This is a genomic window from Pseudomonas sp. PDM09, from assembly GCF_014852305.1.
Taxonomy (GTDB): domain Bacteria; phylum Pseudomonadota; class Gammaproteobacteria; order Pseudomonadales; family Pseudomonadaceae; genus Aquipseudomonas.
On sequence record NZ_JACVBI010000006.1, the window covers coordinates 1 to 17,688 of the forward strand.

18 protein-coding genes are annotated in these 17,688 nt (G+C 58.3%); 10 read left to right on the forward strand and 8 right to left on the reverse strand.

From position 1 onward, the window contains the following. Positions 1–132: 132 nt before the first annotated feature. Complete coding sequence (gene tyrS / locus IB250_RS15505) at positions 133–1,332, reverse strand: tyrosine--tRNA ligase (protein WP_192345007.1); 1,200 nt, start codon at positions 1,330–1,332, stop codon at positions 133–135. Between the two features lie 210 nt (positions 1,333–1,542). On the opposite strand from tyrS, the gene IB250_RS15510 reads away from it, so the two are divergent. Together IB250_RS15510 and IB250_RS15515 are read left to right on the forward strand one after the other, a co-directional pair. Continuing rightward, positions 1,543–2,973, forward strand: a complete 1,431-nt coding sequence (locus tag IB250_RS15510) for a peptidoglycan DD-metalloendopeptidase family protein (RefSeq protein ID WP_192344767.1) — start codon at positions 1,543–1,545, stop codon at positions 2,971–2,973. A gap of 3 nt (positions 2,974–2,976) precedes the next feature. Beyond that, a complete protein-coding gene (locus tag IB250_RS15515) occupies positions 2,977–4,068 on the forward strand; it encodes an anhydro-N-acetylmuramic acid kinase (protein ID WP_192344768.1) in 1,092 nt (363 codons plus the stop codon). Positions 4,069–4,141: 73 nt separating this feature from the next. Here the strand turns inward: IB250_RS15515 and erpA are convergent, their stop codons facing one another. Further along, on the reverse strand, positions 4,142–4,492 hold the full coding sequence (gene erpA / locus IB250_RS15520; protein WP_007906865.1) for an iron-sulfur cluster insertion protein ErpA: 351 nt from the start codon (positions 4,490–4,492) through the stop codon (positions 4,142–4,144). A 168-nt stretch (positions 4,493–4,660) separates the two neighbouring features. Next, positions 4,661–5,695, reverse strand: coding sequence for an N-acetyl-gamma-glutamyl-phosphate reductase (gene argC, locus IB250_RS15525; protein ID WP_192344769.1), 1,035 nt, complete (start codon positions 5,693–5,695; stop codon positions 4,661–4,663). Between the two features lie 135 nt (positions 5,696–5,830). Here argC and hemJ point away from each other — a divergent pair, with 135 nt between their 5' ends. From hemJ to coq7, 6 genes are all read left to right on the forward strand, one after another. Then, positions 5,831–6,262, forward strand: a complete 432-nt coding sequence (gene hemJ, locus IB250_RS15530; RefSeq protein WP_007906869.1) for a protoporphyrinogen oxidase HemJ — start codon at positions 5,831–5,833, stop codon at positions 6,260–6,262. Between the two features lie 33 nt (positions 6,263–6,295). Next, positions 6,296–7,264: an NAD(P)H-dependent flavin oxidoreductase gene (locus IB250_RS15535; RefSeq protein WP_192344770.1), complete on the forward strand. Its 969-nt coding sequence runs from the start codon at positions 6,296–6,298 to the stop codon at positions 7,262–7,264. 69 nt (positions 7,265–7,333) lie between these two features. Then, complete coding sequence (locus IB250_RS15540; protein WP_192344771.1) at positions 7,334–8,311, forward strand: DUF805 domain-containing protein; 978 nt, start codon at positions 7,334–7,336, stop codon at positions 8,309–8,311. A gap of 62 nt (positions 8,312–8,373) precedes the next feature. Further along, positions 8,374–9,162: an SDR family NAD(P)-dependent oxidoreductase gene (locus IB250_RS15545; protein WP_192344772.1), complete on the forward strand. Its 789-nt coding sequence runs from the start codon at positions 8,374–8,376 to the stop codon at positions 9,160–9,162. A gap of 81 nt (positions 9,163–9,243) precedes the next feature. Further along, positions 9,244–9,582 carry a histidine triad nucleotide-binding protein gene (locus IB250_RS15550; protein WP_007906873.1) on the forward strand — a complete coding sequence of 113 codons (339 nt, stop codon included), beginning with the start codon at positions 9,244–9,246 and terminating at the stop codon, positions 9,580–9,582. A gap of 185 nt (positions 9,583–9,767) precedes the next feature. Next, positions 9,768–10,415: a 2-polyprenyl-3-methyl-6-methoxy-1,4-benzoquinone monooxygenase gene (gene coq7, locus IB250_RS15555; protein ID WP_008008345.1), complete on the forward strand. Its 648-nt coding sequence runs from the start codon at positions 9,768–9,770 to the stop codon at positions 10,413–10,415. A 174-nt stretch (positions 10,416–10,589) separates the two neighbouring features. Here the strand turns inward: coq7 and IB250_RS15560 are convergent, their stop codons facing one another. Next, positions 10,590–11,012, reverse strand: coding sequence for an OsmC family protein (locus IB250_RS15560; RefSeq protein ID WP_003176451.1), 423 nt, complete (start codon positions 11,010–11,012; stop codon positions 10,590–10,592). 250 nt (positions 11,013–11,262) lie between these two features. On the opposite strand from IB250_RS15560, the gene crp reads away from it, so the two are divergent. Further along, the gene (gene crp, locus IB250_RS15565; RefSeq protein WP_123497427.1) at positions 11,263–11,907 is read left to right on the forward strand and encodes a cAMP-activated global transcriptional regulator CRP; all 645 of its coding nucleotides are present in this window, start codon (positions 11,263–11,265) and stop codon (positions 11,905–11,907) included. A gap of 53 nt (positions 11,908–11,960) precedes the next feature. On the opposite strand, the gene IB250_RS15570 is transcribed toward crp, so the two are convergent. From IB250_RS15570 to IB250_RS15585, 4 genes are all read right to left on the reverse strand, one after another. Further along, positions 11,961–12,662, reverse strand: a complete 702-nt coding sequence (locus IB250_RS15570; protein ID WP_192344773.1) for a biotin/lipoate A/B protein ligase family protein — start codon at positions 12,660–12,662, stop codon at positions 11,961–11,963. 148 nt (positions 12,663–12,810) lie between these two features. Further along, entirely contained in the window at positions 12,811–13,647 is an 837-nt protein-coding gene (trpC, locus tag IB250_RS15575; protein ID WP_192344774.1) for an indole-3-glycerol phosphate synthase TrpC, read from the reverse strand. Continuing rightward, positions 13,644–14,693, reverse strand: coding sequence for an anthranilate phosphoribosyltransferase (gene trpD / locus IB250_RS15580; protein ID WP_095630814.1), 1,050 nt, complete (start codon positions 14,691–14,693; stop codon positions 13,644–13,646). The genes trpC and trpD overlap by 4 nt, the downstream gene beginning before the upstream one ends. 9 nt (positions 14,694–14,702) lie before the next feature. Further along, positions 14,703–15,296 (reverse strand): aminodeoxychorismate/anthranilate synthase component II, encoded by a 594-nt coding sequence (locus IB250_RS15585; protein ID WP_008067458.1) that lies wholly within the window; start codon positions 15,294–15,296, stop codon positions 14,703–14,705. 409 nt (positions 15,297–15,705) lie between these two features. Between IB250_RS15585 and estP the strand changes: the two genes are divergently transcribed. Beyond that, positions 15,706–17,613, forward strand: a complete 1,908-nt coding sequence (estP, locus tag IB250_RS15590) for an esterase EstP (protein WP_192344775.1) — start codon at positions 15,706–15,708, stop codon at positions 17,611–17,613. Positions 17,614–17,688 lie beyond the last annotated feature (75 nt).

Below are 17,688 nucleotides of genomic sequence, written 5' to 3' on the forward strand. Positions count from 1 at the left end.
ATGAACTGAAGCGTAACCGCTGCCGAAAACTGCATAACTCATTGTTTATCAAGGAGTTTTCCGTTTCGACTGCGCCGGAAGTGGGGCGAATTATAGACGTCCAGAATCTGCCGTCAACCCCTGATTTCAGCTTTATTCGGATTTGAGCGTAATACGCGCAAATGCCTTCTTCCCGGCCTGGCAAACATGGGTCGCGCCCAGTACGTATATAAAGGTGCGATCAACAACCTCACCATCTATACGCACACCACCAGAACCGAGAAGGTCGCGCGCCACAGCGGAGTTCTTCACCAGGCCCGCTTTATTAAGAACAGCAGCAATCGGCATATCCTCGGCAGCGGTCAGCTCGATCTCTGGCAGATCATCCGGCAGCTCACCGTCTTTCATACGGTTCCCCGCCGCACGGTGAGCATTGGCCGCAGCCTCTTCACCATGGAAACGCGCAACGATCTCTTCGGCCAGCTTGATCTTGATATCACGCGGATTCGCGCCCGCTTCGACGTCAACCCGAAAAGCATTGATCTCTTCCATGGAGCGAAAGCTGAGCAACTCGAAGTAACGCCACATCAGCACATCCGGAATAGAGACCAGCTTGCCGTACATGACACCTGGCGCCTCCTGGATACCGACGTAGTTGCCCAGCGACTTGGACATCTTCTTCACACCATCCAGACCTTCGAGCAATGGCATCGTCAGAATGCACTGAGCCTCCTGACCATAACTACGTTGCAGCTCACGCCCCATCAGCAGGTTGAACTTCTGATCGGTACCACCCAGCTCGACATCCGCACGCAAAGCGACCGAGTCATAACCCTGAACCAGCGGATAGAGGAACTCGTGAATGGCGATTGGCTGATTGGTCGTGTAGCGCTTGTCGAAATCGTCGCGCTCGAGCATGCGAGCCACGGTGTATTGCGAAGTCAGGCGAATGAAGTCGGCCGGCCCCATCTGATCCATCCAGGTGGAGTTGAACGCCACTTCGGTCTTGGCCGGATCAAGAATCTTGAAGACCTGAGTCTTGTAGGTCTCAGCATTCTCGAGAACCTGCTCACGAGTGAGCGGAGGACGTGTCGCGCTCTTGCCGCTTGGATCACCGATCATCCCGGTGAAATCACCTATAAGGAAGATCACCTGGTGCCCCAGATCCTGGAACTGGCGCAGCTTATTAATAAGCACGGTGTGACCCAGGTGCAAATCCGGCGCGGTCGGATCGAAGCCTGCCTTAATACGCAGCGGCTGGCCACGCTTGAGTTTCTCGATCAGCTCGGACTCGACCAACAGTTCTTCTGCACCACGTTTGATCAGCGCTAGCTGCTCTTCAACCGACTTCATAACAGACCCGCAAGGCTCAGATTCAAAGGGGAACAACCATACAAGATCGCGCACCAAATACAAGTTTTGCCCGGCGCGCGGACGCCAATCCACGGACAGAGCGCTCGCAGACTTGCTTCAGAGATGATTTGGTTATATTTTATACAGTTATTTCGTCTTCATCATGTCATTCATCTTTTCCAATTCATCTTTTCAAAGTCAAAATTACCTATGACCACAGAACCGTCTAAAGCGCCGCCGCTTTACCCGAAGACCCACCTGCTCGCAGCAAGTGGCATCGCCGCCCTTCTCAGCCTGGCGCTTCTGGTATTCCCTTCCAGTGATGTTGAAGCCAAAAAGACGACCCTGAGTCTTGAACTGGAAAGCCCTGCAGAACAACTGACACAAGATCAAGACGCCGCCGACACCGTCCAAGCCACAAATGAGCCGGCAGCCTCCCCCTTCGCGCAGATCGAAAACAGCGCCGAAGAGACTCAGGAAACCGCCCAGGCCGCCCCCGCCCCTGCTCCCGCGCCAGTCGTCGAAGAGAAGAAGGCACCAGGCCATAAAGAAGTGATTGTCAGTAAAGGTGACACTCTCTCGACTTTGTTCGAGAAAGTCGGCCTTCCGGCCACTTCGGTGCATGAAGTACTGGCCGGCGACAAGCAGGCCAAGCAGTTCAGCCAACTCAAACATGGCCAGAAGCTTGAGTTCGAACTGAGCCCTGATGGCCAGCTGACCAATTTGCACAGCAAAGTCAGCGACACGGAAAGCATCAGCCTGACCAAGAATGACAAGGGTTATACGTTCAATCGCATTACCGCCAAGCCCACCGTTCGCTCCGCCTACGTTCATGGCGTGATCAACAGTTCGCTGTCGCAATCTGCCGCCCGAGCCGGTTTGTCCCACAGCCTCACCATGGATATGGCCAGCGTGTTTGGCTATGACGTCGACTTTGCCCAGGATATTCGCCAAGGTGACGAGTTTGATGTGATCTATGAACAGAAGGTCGTCAACGGCAAAGCTGTCGGCAACGGCCCGATCCTCTCCGCACGCTTCACCAACCGCGGCAAGACTTACACCGCGGTGCGCTACACCAACAAACAAGGCAACAGCAGCTACTACACGGCTGACGGCAACAGCATGCGCAAGGCGTTTATCCGTACCCCGGTAGACTTCGCCCGCATCAGCTCGAAATTCTCCATGGGCCGCAAGCACCCGATCCTGAACAAGATCCGCGCCCACAAGGGTGTCGATTACGCGGCACCACGCGGTACGCCGATCAAGGCTGCTGGTGACGGCAAAGTATTGTTGGCGGGTCGTCGCGGCGGTTACGGCAACACCGTGATCATCCAGCACGGTAATACCTATCGCACGCTGTACGGTCATATGCAGGGCTTCGCCAAAGGCATCAAGACTGGCGGCAGCGTCAAGCAAGGTCAGGTGATCGGTTACATCGGCACCACCGGCCTCTCCACCGGCCCGCACTTGCACTACGAGTTCCAGGTCAATGGCGTGCACGTCGACCCGCTGGGTCAGAAGGTGGCGATGGCCGATCCGATCTCCAAAGCTGAACGCTCACGCTTCCTCGCGCAAAGCCAACCGCTGATGGCGCGCATGGATCAAGAGAAAACCACCCAGCTGGCTTCGAGTAAACGCTAAGCCATGGCGCTCTATATAGGTGTGATGTCCGGGACCAGCCTTGACGGCCTGGACATTGCGTTGATCGAGCGAAACCCGACGATCAAGCTGATCGCCACCCATTACATCCCTATGCCTGATTCCCTGCGCGCCGAGCTACTTGGCTTGTGCGCCAGCGGCCCGGACGAGATTGCCCGCTCCGCCATTGCCCAGCAGAACTGGGTGAAACTGGCCGCACAGGGCATTCACACCCTCCTCGACCAACAAAATCTGAAACCCGACGACATTCGCGCGATTGGCAGCCACGGCCAGACCATTCGCCACGAGCCGGCGCGCGGGTTTACGGTGCAAATCGGTAACCCCGCCTTACTCACCGAGCTGACCGGCATCACCGTCGTCAGCGATTTCCGCAGCCGCGATGTAGCCGCTGGCGGACAAGGCGCGCCACTGGTTCCAGCCTTTCACGAAGCCCTGTTTGAAGAACGGCCTGGCAACCGCGCGGTATTGAACGTCGGCGGGTTCAGCAACCTCAGCCTGATCGAACCCGGCAAGCCTGTCGCCGGGTTTGACTGCGGCCCCGGGAACGTCCTGCTGGATGCCTGGATTCACCAGCAACGCGGCGACAATTTTGATCGTGACGGTCAATGGGCCGCCAGCGGCAAGGTTGAACCTGTCCTGTTGAACGAGCTGCTCAGTGATCCATTCTTTGTGACCCGGGGCCCGAAGAGCACCGGCCGCGAAGTATTCAATCTCCCATGGCTGATGCAACATCTGTCGCAGCTTCCGACCTTCGCTGCCGAAGACGTACAGGCTACGCTGCTTGAGCTGACTGCGCTGACCATTATCGAGTCATTGCAAAGCGCCCAATCGGATACTGATGAGCTGCTTGTCTGTGGTGGCGGCGCGCACAACGGCACATTGATGCGCCGCTTGGCCAGCCTGTTGCCGAATGCGAAAGTCAGCAGCACTGCTGCGTATGGTGTAGATCCGGACTGGGTCGAAGCCATGGCCTTCGCCTGGTTGGCTCATTGCTGCCTGGAAGGTATCGCGGCCAACCGCCCGAGCGTCACCGGTGCCCGCGGCCTGCGTGTACTCGGCGCCATCTACCCCGCCTGAACCTGAACCCCAGACAGCAAAACGCCGCAAAGTCCTGAGACTCTGCGGCGCCTGGTAATGCGGTGGGGTGCGATCAGATCGAGAACGAAGAGCCACAGCCACAGGTGGTGGTAGCGTTCGGATTCTTGATCACGAAACGCGAACCTTCCAGACCTTCCTGGTAATCCACTTCGGCACCAGCCAGGTACTGGAAGCTCATCGGATCGACTACCAGACTGACGCCTTCGCGCTCGACGATGGTGTCGTCATCGGCCACTTCTTCATCGAAGGTGAAGCCGTATTGAAACCCTGAACAACCGCCGCCCGTAACGAATACGCGCAGCTTCAAGCGATCATTCCCCTCTTCATCGACCAGGCTCTTCACCTTGTGCGCGGCACCGTGGGTGAATTGCAAAGCCGTGGGGGTGAAGGATTCGACGCTCATGCTGACTATCTCCCGGCGCTACGCCGCCATAATGCGTGATGACGCGCATTATCCGCTTCTCCCAGAAAATCGGTCAACTATTGTTACGGTATATCAATCAATCCAATTGTCAGACCAAAATGCAAAAAGGCCCGTTCGACGGGCCTTTTTGCTGAGCGGGATAGAGTCTTACGGCAGCATGCCCGCATGGGACAGACCCAAACGCTCATCCAGACCGAACAGGATATTCAGGTTCTGCACCGCCTGACCCGACGCGCCTTTGACCAGGTTGTCGATCACCGACAACACCACCACCAGATCACCATCCTGCGGACGGTGCACGGCAATACGGCAAACGTTGGCACCGCGCACGCTGCGGGTTTCCGGATGGCTGCCGGCAGGCATCACGTCGACGAACGGTTCGTTGGCATAGCGATTTTCGAACAACGCTTGCAGATCCACCGAGCGATCCACAACCGTCGCGTAGAGCGTCGAGTGAATACCGCGAATCATCGGCGTCAGGTGCGGAACGAAGGTCAGCCCCACGTCCTTGCCCGCTGCACGACGCAGGCCCTGGCGGATTTCCGGCAAGTGACGGTGCCCTTTGACGGCGTAAGCCTTCATGCTTTCCGACGTCTCGGAGTACAGCGAACCTACAGAAGCGCCACGACCGGCACCGCTGACGCCGGATTTGCAGTCTGCGATCAACCGCGAAGTATCCGCCAGACCCGCTTCGAGCAAAGGCAGGAAACCCAATTGCGTGGCAGTCGGGTAGCAACCCGGCACAGCGATCAGGCGCGCTTGCTTGATTTGTTCACGATTGACTTCCGGCAAGCCGTAAACCGCCTCCTCCAACAGTTCTGGCGCGCCGTGCGGCTGACCGTACCATTTGGCCCACTCATCGGCGTCTTGCAGACGGAAGTCTGCCGACAGGTCGATGACCTTGGTCCCGGCAGCCAGCAACTCACCCGCCAAGGCATGGGCGACACCGTGCGGCGTGGCGAAGAACACCACGTCGCAGGCCCCGAGGGTCTTGATGTCCGGAACGCTGAAAGCCAGGCCGTCGTAATGGCCTCGCAGGTTCGGGTACATGTCGGCCACGGCCAGGCCGGCCTCGGATCGGGAAGTGATCACTACCACTTCAGCTTGCGGATGCTGTGCCAACAGACGCAGCAGTTCGACACCGGTGTAACCCGTGCCGCCGACGATACCGACCTTGACCATAAACCTGCCCTCAACGAACCCACTGGAAAGCCGTCGATAATAGGGGCCGCGCGGCCCTGCGACAACCGTCAAGGTGACGTGCGGACGCTCTACCCCCTACTATCTTCGTTACCGTGAACCTGGGAACAACTAAAAATGCTTTATCTGTGGCTCAAAGCGCTTCATATCGTCAGCATGGTCTGCTGGTTTGCCGGCCTGTTTTACCTGCCGCGCCTGTTCGTCTATCACGCCCAAAGCGAAGACACCGTCAGCAAGGAACGCTTCAGTATCATGGAGCGCAAGCTGTACCGGGGCATCATGGGCCCGGCGATGATCGCCACCCTGGTGTTCGGCATCTGGCTGATCAGTCTCAACCCAAGCGCCTACTTCACCCAAGGTGCATGGATGCATGCCAAATTGACCCTGGTGGTGATTCTGATCGGCTACCACCACATGTGCGGCGCACAGGTAAAACGTTTTGCCCGTGGCGAAAACACCCGCAGCCATGTCTTTTATCGCTGGTTCAATGAAGTGCCGGTTCTGATATTGCTGGCTATCGTAATTCTGGTCGTCGTTCGGCCGTTTTAATCCAACAAGCATCATTCACCCGGGGTACTTCCAATGTCGCTGCCCGCTTTGCTCGAACAACGTTTGCGTCTGCCCGTTGTAGCAGCGCCGATGTTTCTGATTTCAAATCCTGAGCTGGTGCTCGCCTGCTGCCGCAATGGCGTGGTGGGCAGCTTTCCTGCGCTGAACCAACGTGAGAGCAGCGGTTTCAAGGCCTGGCTGGAAGAAATCGAAGCAGGACTGGCGATACTGGAAAACCCCGCGCCTTATGCAGTGAATCTGATCGTCCACAACAGCAATCCGCGATTGCAGGCGGATCTGGCGATCTGCATCGAGCACAAAGTACCGATCGTGATCACCAGCCTCGGCGCCGTGAAGGAATTGGTCGACGCCGTGCACAGCTATGGCGGCCTGGTGTTTCACGACGTGACGACCCGGCGCCACGCGGAAAAAGCTGCCGAAGCCGGTGTGGACGGCTTGATCGCCGTGGCTGCGGGCGCCGGTGGTCACGCCGGAACCTGGAGCCCGTTTTCGCTGATCGCCGAGATTCGACAGTTTTTCGACAAGACCCTGTTGCTGGCCGGCTGCCTGAACCATGGCCATGAAATTCTTGCCGCGCAATTGCTCGGCGCGGATTTGGCCTACTTCGGTACGCGATTTATCGGCACCACGGAAAGTCATGCGCCTGACGCGTATAAGGAGATGCTCCTGACATCCAGAGCCGCAGACATCATCCATACTCCAGCAGTGTCGGGAGTACCCGCAAGTTTCATGCGCCGGAGCCTTGAGGCCGCCGGTTTCGACATGGCTGCCCTGCAAGGCAAGGGCGAGGTGGACTTCGGCTCCAAGCTCAAGCCATTGAACGATGAAGCCAAAGCCTGGAAAACCGTGTGGTCCGCAGGCCAGGGCGTCGGAGAAATCGAGGACCTGCCGAGTGTCGATCAACTGATCGCACGTCTCGACACCGAATACCGCAAGGCGCTGGAACTGGCGGCGGCGTTGCCCAAGCGCTGGCCGCGCTGACAGGCGGGCCTTACACTTCATAGCTGCAACACCGTCTATTACAAACTCTTGCGACAAGGATGCCCGGCCATGAGCGAAAACCGTTTCAAGATCGTCTTCGATGGCGCTCTGCTGCCAGGTGTGGACGTCACCACCGCGAAGCTCAACCTCGCCGAGCTGTTCAAAAGCGACGTCGCGGCCATTGAACGCCTGTTCAGTGGCCGGCAGGTTGCGCTCAAACGCGACCTGTCCCACGCCGATGCGCAGACTTACCTTCAGGCGCTGACGAAAACCGGGATCGATGCCCGAATCGAGACAGAACCCTCGATCGAGTTGAACCTGTCCGACGTTCACGAACACGCTCCTGCCAACAGCCAACCTGTCACGGCAGATCCCGATTCTCCCTATGCACCGCCCCGCGCCTCTGTCGGCGAAGCACTGCCGGAGTTTTCTACGCTCAAGGCCTTCAGTTTCGTTGGCCGCATCGGTCGCTTGCGCTTTCTGGCCTGGACGATGGCTCTTACGCTGGTGACGCTTGGCGTTGGCGCCGTATTGGCGGTGTTCGGCTTTGCACTCATTAGCACAGACTCGACTGCTGGCTTGATCCTCGCGGGTCTGTTGGCCGTTATCCTGGTCGTGGTGCTCGCCTTCATCAGCATCCAGTTCAGCGTGCAGCGCCTGCACGATATCGGCTGGTCCGGCTGGCTTTGGCTGCTGAACCTTGTACCGGTCGTGGGCAGCGTTTTTCCGTTTGTCATAATGATCGTGCCAGGTAACAACACGGCCAACCGATATGGCGCACCACCACCGCCCAACAGCAACGCGGTCAGGGTGCTGGCTTCGCTGTGGCTGGTGTTTATCGCAATCATGTTTGTGGCCGGGCTGACTGGAGGCCTCACCGCGATCCAGGATGAGTACGAAAGCGCCACCGACAGCACCTATCAAAGCAGCGCGGTGATCCCCGACGAAGTTGAAGTCGAGCCGGCCTATGAGGCCGAACAAGCGCCAAATTCATCCGATGATGCAGCCGAAGCAGCCGAGCCCACTGTAGACTCTGCGAAAGAATGAACAGCGCTCCCCGCCCGTGACACCTGCGTCGCCGGCGCGGAGCTGTTGCGATGGAGAACTGCATGACCCGTTACGCTCTGATCACTGGCGCTTCCAGCGGCATCGGCCTGGCGATGGCCGAAGCGCTGGCCCGGCGCGGCCGCAACCTGATTCTGGTGGCCCGACAGCGTGATCAGCTGGAAAGCATTGCGATTGAACTGACTCAACGTTTTGGTGTGGAGGTGCTGTTTCGTGCCTGTGACCTGGGCGAGCCGCTGAGGCTGTCCGGTTTTTTGCTGGAGCTGGAGGAAGGCGACCGGCAAATCGATTTACTGATCAACTGTGCCGGCATCGGTACCTGCGGCCCATTCCTGGCCCAGGACTGGATGACCGAACAAGACTTGATCGAAGTGAATATCCTGGCCCTCACTCGCTTGTGCCATGCCATTGGCAACAGCATGGCCTTGCAGGGCGGCGGGCAGATTCTGAACGTCGCCTCGGTCGCGGCGTTCCATCCCGGCCCGTGGATGAGCACTTACTACGCCAGCAAGGCTTACGTGCTGCATTTTTCCGAAGGTTTACGCGTCGAACTGAAGAAATGCGCGGTCAAGGTGTCGGTACTCTGCCCCGGCCCGACCCGCACGGCGTTTTTCCGCACCGCGCAACTGGACACCGACAAACTGGTCGAGAGCAAACTGCTGATGAGTCCAGAAGAAGTCGCGCTCTATACCGTGCGCGCGCTGGCGAAAAATCGCGCCATTATTATTCCCGGTCGCCTGAATCGCTGGTTCGCGTTCCTGCCGCGGCTCGGCTCACGCTGGCTGACCCGGACAATCGCGGGCATGGTCAACAAAGCCTATTGCCCGCGCTGATCAATCCTCAAGGCAAAAGACTGGGCTCTGACCTGACCCATGGTTACACTCAGGCCAGCCCAAACAACGGAGAAAACAGCTGTGGATACTCTGTTCACCAAGATCATCAACCGGGAAATCCCGGCGAAGATCATTTACGAGGACGACCAGGTACTGGCCTTCCACGACATCGCGCCACAGGCCCCCGTGCATTTCCTGGTAGTCCCGAAGAAACCGGTGCGTACCCTTAACGACCTCACCGAGGACGATAAGGCTTTGGCCGGGCATATTCTGTTCACGGCCCAGCGCCTGGCTCTGGAATTGGGCTGTGAGGAAGGTTTCCGGGTAGTCATGAACTGCAATGAATTGGGCGGGCAGACCGTCTATCACATTCATATGCACGTGCTGGGTCAGCGCCAGATGCACTGGCCGCCGGGCTGATTCATCAATCTTCCCCTGCAGGAGCGAGGCTTGCCCGCGAAGGCGTCCTCAAGTGCGCCAAAAGCTTCGCGGGCAAGCCTCGCTCCTACAGGATTGGTGTCGCTCCCACCGGAAATGACCCAGCGCAAACCCTCCCCCGGCCGATTGAGTTAAACTGGCCGCCGAGATTCTTCCCGGAGGTCAGCATGACTACCCAACGTCACTACTCGCCAATTGACCGTCTTCTGCTGCAAGCCGACGCCGCGATGCGTACTTTGCTGCCCTTCAGTGGTCAGCCCTACCGTCCGTCGCCTGCCATCGTGCAGCCGGATGCGCAAATGAGCGACGAGGACACCCGACACGTCGCCGGTTTGATGCGCATCAACCATACCGGCGAAGTCTGCGCCCAGGCGCTGTATCAAGGTCAGGCCTTGACCGCCAAGCTGCCGAAAGTGCGCGCCGCCATGGAGCACGCCGCCGAAGAAGAAATCGACCATCTGGTGTGGTGCGAACAACGCATTCATCAGTTGGGCAGCCATACCAGCATCCTCAATCCGCTGTTCTACGGCATGTCGTTCGGGATTGGCGCGGTCGCCGGGTTGATCAGCGACAAAGTCAGCCTGGGTTTCGTTGCTGCCACCGAGCATCAGGTCTGCAAACACCTGAATGAACACCTTGAGCAACTGCCGGCCGAGGATGAAAAATCCCGGGCGATCCTCGAGCAGATGCGCATTGACGAGGAACACCACGCCGAAAGTGCGCTGGATGCCGGGGGTTTCCGTTTTCCTGCACCGGTGAAGTTCGGCATGAGTCTGTTGGCCAAGGTAATGACCAAGAGTACGTATCGGATCTAAGTATTGCAGCACCCGCGACGTCCCCATCGCGGGCAAGCCCGCTCCCACAGGAACCGCGTTTCGCAATAAAAAAGGCGACTACCTCGAGGTAGTCGCCTTTTTTTGTACTCGGAACTCTTAGTTCTGCATGCTGCGCGCGTAGAAAATTTGCATCACCTGAGTCTGCACGTCGATTCAACCAAGCTCGATGATTTCGTAGTCGTGGGTAATCGCCACGCCAGCCGCGCCGAGCATGATAGAGGCCGAGCAATACTTCTCGGCCGACAGCTCGATGGCGCGCTTGACCTGGGCTTCTTTCAGCCCGCGGCCCTTGACCACGAAGTGCATGTGGATTTTGGTGAAAACCTTCGGATCTTCGGTCGCACGCTCGGCTTCGAGGAACGCTTCGCAGCTTTCGACGGCCTGACGGGACTTCTTGAGGATGCTGACCACATCAAAATTGCTGCAGCCGCCAACACCCAGCAGGAGCATTTCCATCGGCCGGACACCCAGGTTACGACCGCCGGCTTCGGGCGGTCCGTCCATGACCACGACATGACCACTGCCGGATTCGCCGAGGAACATGGCTTCGCCAGCCCATTGGATGCGTGCCTTCATCGCCAAGACTCCACTGTCTAAAAAAGGGTCGCCAGCTTAGCACAGGGCCCCTGATTGGCAGCGCTTCGCCTTCCTAGGACATAACCATCTGCGTCGTAGGCAAATTCTCGAATCTTGAAGGAATGTGTCTGTTAAGCTGGCGCCAAATCAGTGGCGTATAGCCAGCTTCGCAGCGAATAAAAAGGATCGCAGGCTCCGCCAGCGCCTACAAAAAAACAAACATACCGTGCAGTCTTTTCGGGATACAACCATGGTTGCTATTACCCCCACACCCAAAATCAAGAACCTCGACAAACTGTTGATGCACTGCCAGCGCCGTCGCTATGCCGCCAAGAGCAACATCATTTGTGCCGGTGACCGCTCGGACACGCTGTTTTTCATCATCAAAGGTTCGGTCACCATTCTGATTGAGGATGACGACGGCCGTGAAATGATCATTGCCTACCTCAACTCCGGAGACTTTTTCGGCGAGCTGGGTCTGTTTGAGCAAGCGGGCCTGGAACAGGAACGCAGCGCTTGGGTGCGAGCCAAGGTCGAATGCGACGTCGCGGAAATCAGCTACGCGAAATTCCGCGAGCTGTCCCAACAAGATCCAGACATTCTTTACGTGCTCAGCGGACAAATCGCACAGCGCCTGCGCAATACCACGCGCAAGGTCGGTGACTTGGCGTTCTTCGACGTGACCGGTCGCGTTGCACGCTGTCTGCTGGAACTGTGCAAGCAGCCTGACGCCATGACTCACCCGGATGGCATGCAGATCAAAGTGACCCGTCAGGAAATCGGCAGGATTGTCGGTTGTTCCCGTGAGATGGTCGGCCGCGTGCTCAAGGATCTGGAGGAGCGCAACCTGGTCGACGTCAAAGGCAAGACCATGGTGGTCTTCGGTACGCGCTAAGCTCGAAAACCAGGCTCAGAAAACCCAAGCCCGAAAACCCAAGCTCCGAGAACTTAAGCTTCGAGCATTTCCGCCAGCAACTGTCGGTATAGCGTATCGAGCCGTTCCAGCGCATCAGGAGCGGCAAACTTCTCATGCAGGGCGATGTGGCTTTCAGCGCGAACCCGCTGCTCCAGGCCACAGGCTTCATTGAAGCGATTGACCGCCGCGACCATCGACTCTCGCTCGTCATCGATCAACATCGCCCCGTGCACCAGGCCGACCGGACGCTGACCGCCCTTGCTCTGGCGCCACCGCTGGGCGGTGCCGACCATCTTTCGACCATCGAGGTTGACGTTGAAACGGCCGTCGCAGAACGCGCCCTCAATTTCGCCCAACGACGAAGCGCCGCCCAGCTCATCGAGTAACTGACAGATCGGATCACACAGACGCCGGTAGCCGGTTTCGATGCGGTTCAAATCGCCTTCGCTGCGCGGCGGGGCATAAACCAGTGCGATGTTGATCGTCGAGGCCGATTGCGGCACTGGCTCACCGCCGGTTTCGCGCAGCAATACCGGCCAGCCGGCGGCAGCGCAGACTTCGCAGGCGGCCTCGAACTGTGGCAGACGATTCAAGCGACGAGGCATGACCAATGCGCGGTCAGTGGGTTGCCAGAACAGCAGACCGAATTCCGACTCACCGGTGCACACATGCGCCAGCAGATCCTGCTCGGCGAGCAGGCCGGCTTCGATGGTCAGGGGGGTTGGTGAGGTCATAAGGTCTTCCATAGGACGGTCAGTCTGTGGTGCATCTTATGCCGCCTTCGCGAGCAAGCCCGCTCCCACAGTGAATTCGCGTTGTCTGGATGAACGCGGGCTGATGTGGGAGCGGGCTTGCTCGCGAAGGGAGCGCCCCGATTTTCAGTCAGTCGAGCGTAGAACCGCTCACTGGAATGCCACGCTCGGGAAAGAATAGGCGCTGCAATTCGGTACCCGGGTTTTCGGCGCGCATGAACGCTTCGCCGACCAGGAACGCATACACGTCGCTGATTTCCATCAGCTCGACATCGGCCCGGTTAAGAATGCCACTCTCGGTAATTACCAGACGATCGCGCGGAATACGCGGCAACAGGTCGAGGGTGGTTTCCAGATTGACTTCGAAAGTGTGCAGGTTGCGGTTGTTCACGCCCACCAGTGGCGTGTCGAGTGTCCTCAAGGCCCGCTCCAGCTCATCACCGTCGTGGACTTCCACCAGCACATCGAGACCGACGCTTTTGGCTACGGCCGCCAGCTCGGCCATTTTCACGTCATCCAGTGCGGAAACGATCAACAGCACGCAGTCAGCACCCAGAGCACGGGACTCGACGATCTGATACGGATCGATCATGAAATCCTTGCGGATCACCGGCAGCTTGCATGCCGCCCGAGCCTGTTGCAGATACGCATCGGCGCCCTGGAAGTAATCGATGTCGGTGAGCACCGACAGGCAAGTCGCCCCGCCCTTTTCGTAACTTTTGGCGATGTCGGCGGGAACGAAGTTCTCGCGAATCACGCCTTTGCTTGGCGAAGCCTTCTTGATTTCAGCAATGACCGCCGGCTGTTTCGTCTTGGCCTGATCGATCAATGCCTTGGCGAAACCACGTGGTGCATCGGCCGCCTTGGCCAGATTTTCCAGCTCCGCCAGGCTCACACGGGCGCTACGCTCGGCGACTTCCTGAACTTTGCGGGCCAGAATATTTTCCAGAACCGTCGGCACACTCATCCCTCATTCTCCACTTTGAATACCGCGGTAAATGCACCCAATTCCTCAAGTTTTTCCCGAGCGAGGCCTGTGTGCAGCGCATCGTGCGCCAGGGCAACGCCTTCTTTCAAACTGCTGGCAACATCAGCGGCGTACAGCGCGGCACCGGCGTTGAGTACGATCATCTCGGCGGCTTTCTGACCGTTCTCGGTCTTGCGCTTGCCCAAGGCATCGCGAATCAGCTCAAGGGAGGCCGCCGGGCTTTCCACCGCCAGACCGTGCAGGCTCTGGCTCTTCATCCCCAGGTCTTCGGGCTCAACCCAATACTCGGTGATCTGGTCATTCTTCAATTCAGCCACAAAGGTCGGAGCCGCCAGACTGAACTCGTCCAGGCCATCCTTCGAATGCACCACCAGTACGTGCTTGCTACCCAGACGCTGCAAAACTTCGGCCAATGGCCGGCACAACGCCTGACTGAACACACCCACCACCTGATGTTTCACACCGGCCGGATTCGTAAGCGGGCCGAGCATGTTGAACAAGGTGCGCAAGCCCAGCTCGCGGCGCGGGCCGGCGGCGTGCTTCATGGCGCTATGGTGAGTCTGGGCAAACATGAAACCGATGCCCACGTTATCGATGCAACGCGCCACCTGTACCGGGGTCAGGTTCAGGTAAATACCTGCGGCTTCCAGCAGGTCGGCGCTGCCGCTTTTGCCCGACACCGCACGGTTACCGTGCTTGGCCACGGTGCAACCGGCCGCGGCAACGACAAACGAAGAAGCGGTGGAAACGTTGAAAATGTTCGCACCGTCGCCGCCGGTGCCGACCACATCGACCACGCCGTCGAGGGTGTTGAGTTCAACCTTGTCCGCCAACTCGCGCATGGCCGTCACGGCGCCGACGATCTCATCGATGCTTTCGCTCTTCATGCGCATGGCCATCATGAACGCACCGATCTGCGCATCCGTGCATTGCCCGGTCATGATTTCGCGCATGACATCGCGCATCTCATCGGTACTGAGGTCGAGGTGGCCGACGATACGGCTCAGGGCTGTCTTGATATCCATGGAAAGTCCTTAGCGCGTGCCGCCGGTTTGTTTGAGGAAGTTGGCGAACAGCTCGTGGCCCTGTTCGGTGAGGATAGACTCAGGGTGGAATTGCACACCCTCGATGTTCAGCGTTTTGTGGCGCAGGCCCATGATCTCGTCGACCGAGCCATCTTCGAGCTGGGTCCAGGCGGTCAGTTCCAGGCAATCGGGCAGGGTTTCACGCTTGACGATCAGCGAGTGATAACGGGTGACCGTCAGCGGACGATTCAGACCTTCGAACACGCCCTTGTCCTCGTGGAATACCGGGCTAGTCTTACCATGCATGACTTGACGGGCACGGACCACATCGCCACCAAAGGCCTGGCCGATGGACTGGTGACCCAGGCAAACACCGAGAATCGGTAACTTGCCGGCGAAGTGCTTGATCGCTTCGATGGAAATACCGGCTTCGGTCGGGGTGCAAGGACCGGGCGACACGACGATACGCTCAGGGTTGAGCGCTTCGATTTCGGCAATGGTGAGTTCATCGTTGCGCACGACTTTGACCTCGGAGCCCAGCTCGCCAAGGTATTGCACAACGTTGTAAGTAAAAGAGTCGTAGTTATCGATCATCAGCAACATGGCGTTAAGAACCTCTTGAATTCACTGACTTTTAAGACGGCCTTCGAATGATTTACCCGCAGTGCGCTGCGCTTTGTCAGGTGCTGGAGTGGCGCCAGCAAAGCGGCATTTCATACAGGTAAAGAAGGCAAAGCGGTACAGGTCCGGCCAGGCCGGCAGAAAAGATTCAGGCGCGCCAACGCCAACGGGCGTGTGCCTTGATGACTTGATCCAGGAGTTTGCTGACGATCAACACGGGGAAGGTCTCATTCATACGTCTCGGCACAGTAACTTAGCTGGGCAGAGCGTGCAATATGGCCGGGGCGACAGCTGGCGAAACAATCAAAGGGTTCGCGACAGATGGCAAAGGGCCGGAAGTTTTTGGTACTGTCGTTTCGTTTACAACAACAATAAATAAACGGACTTGCTCATGATCAAACAGACGTTGTTTGTACCGCTCGCCGGATGCCTGCTCGCTGCTGCCTGTTCCCAGGCGATCGCCGCGCCCAACCCGTATTCGAATTTCGTCGTCTTTGGCGACAGCCTCAACGATGCCGGGCAGTTTACCGACACGGGTGGCCCAGCCGGTGCGACCCAGCGTTTTACCAACCGGACCGGGCCGGTTTACCTGGATGGCAGTGGTGAATTTCGCTCGCTGAACTCCACGCAATTGTTGGGTGGACGTCTCGGGTTCTCAGCAGACCAGACCGCCGCCTCGACTTCGGCTGTACGCGCCAATGAAGGACTGGTGGATGGCAACAACTGGGCCGTGGGCGGTTACCGCACCGACCAGATTCTGGATTCGATCACTACCGAATCCGCCACGGGCGAACGCACCCGACCAGGCTATCTGCCGACGAACAATTTCCGCGCCGATCCGAATGCGCTGTATTACATCTCCGGGGGCGGCAACGACTTCCTTCAAGGCCGCGTACTCAACACCGCCCAGGCCAACACCGCGGCGAATCAACTGGCCGACAGCGTGCAGACCCTGCAAACCGCCGGCGCCAAATACATCGTGGTCTGGCTGCTGCCCGACCTTGGATTGACGCCCGCCGTCAATGGCACTCCATTACAAGCCTCGATCTCACAGCTGAGTACCGACTTTAATCAACAGTTGGTCACACGCCTGGCGGGGATCAATGCCGAAATTATCCCGCTGAACATTCCACTGCTGTTGCAGGAAACCTTCGCCGACCCGGCGCGTTTCGGCCTCGCCACCGGCCAGAACCTGACGGCCACCTGTTTTAGCGGCAGCGGTTGTACGGAGAACGCCGTGTATGGCATCAACAGTGCCACCCCGGACCCGAGCAAGCTGATTTATAACGACTCGGTTCACCCCACGGAAACCGGGCAAAAGCTGATCGCCGATTACGCCTATTCCTTGCTGTCGGCGCCTTGGGAACTGACACTGCTGCCGGAAATGGCCCACGCCACCTTACGCGCCCATCAGGATGAACTGCGTAGCCAGTGGCAATCCGACTGGGAGAACTGGCAGGCCGTCGGCCAATGGCGCGCGATTGTCGCCGGCGGTGGCCAGCATCTGGATTTCGATAGCCAAAGCAGCGGCGCCAGTGCCGATGGCAGCGGCTACAACCTGAATATCGGCGGCAGCTATCGCCTCAATGAAGCCTGGCGCGTGGGCGTGGCAGCAGGCTTCTATCGTCAGAACCTGGACGCCGGCAGTAACGATTCGGACTACAAACTCAATAGCTATCTGGCGACCGCCTTCGCTCAGTTTCAGCAGAATCGCTGGTGGGCCGATGCCGCATTGACCGGTGGCAAACTGGATTACGACAACCTCGAACGCAAATTCGACCTGGGTGTCAGCGAAGGTGGGGAAAAGGGTGATACCGACGGCCACCTCTGGGCCTTCAGCACTCGCCTTGGCTATGACATTGCGCAACCGGGCAGCGAATGGCATCTGTCACCGTTCATCAGCGCCGATTACGCCAAAGTGGAAGTCGACGGCTACTCGGAAAACAGCACCCGCTCCACGGCGCTGACCTTTGATGATCAGACCCGAGATTCGAAACGCCTGGGTGTCGGTTTGCAAGGAAAGTACAACTTCACCCGTCAGACCCAGGTATTTGGCGAATATGCCTACGAACGTGAGTACGAAGATGACGTTCAGAAGGTAAACATCGCCCTCAACAGCCTGCCGGCGAACGACTTTACGCTGGAAGGTTATACGCCGCAGAGTCACTTGAACCGCGTGAGCCTGGGGGTCAGCCACAAGTTGACCGCCGACCTGGCGCTGCGTGGTGGTTACACGTTCCGCAAGGATGATGACTTTACCCAACAGGGCATCAACGTTGGGGTGGCGTTGGATTTCTAAACCGCAGGCAATAAAAAAACGCGGCGCCCTCACAGGCGCCGCGTTTTTTATGGTGGTGAGATCCATGTGGGAGCG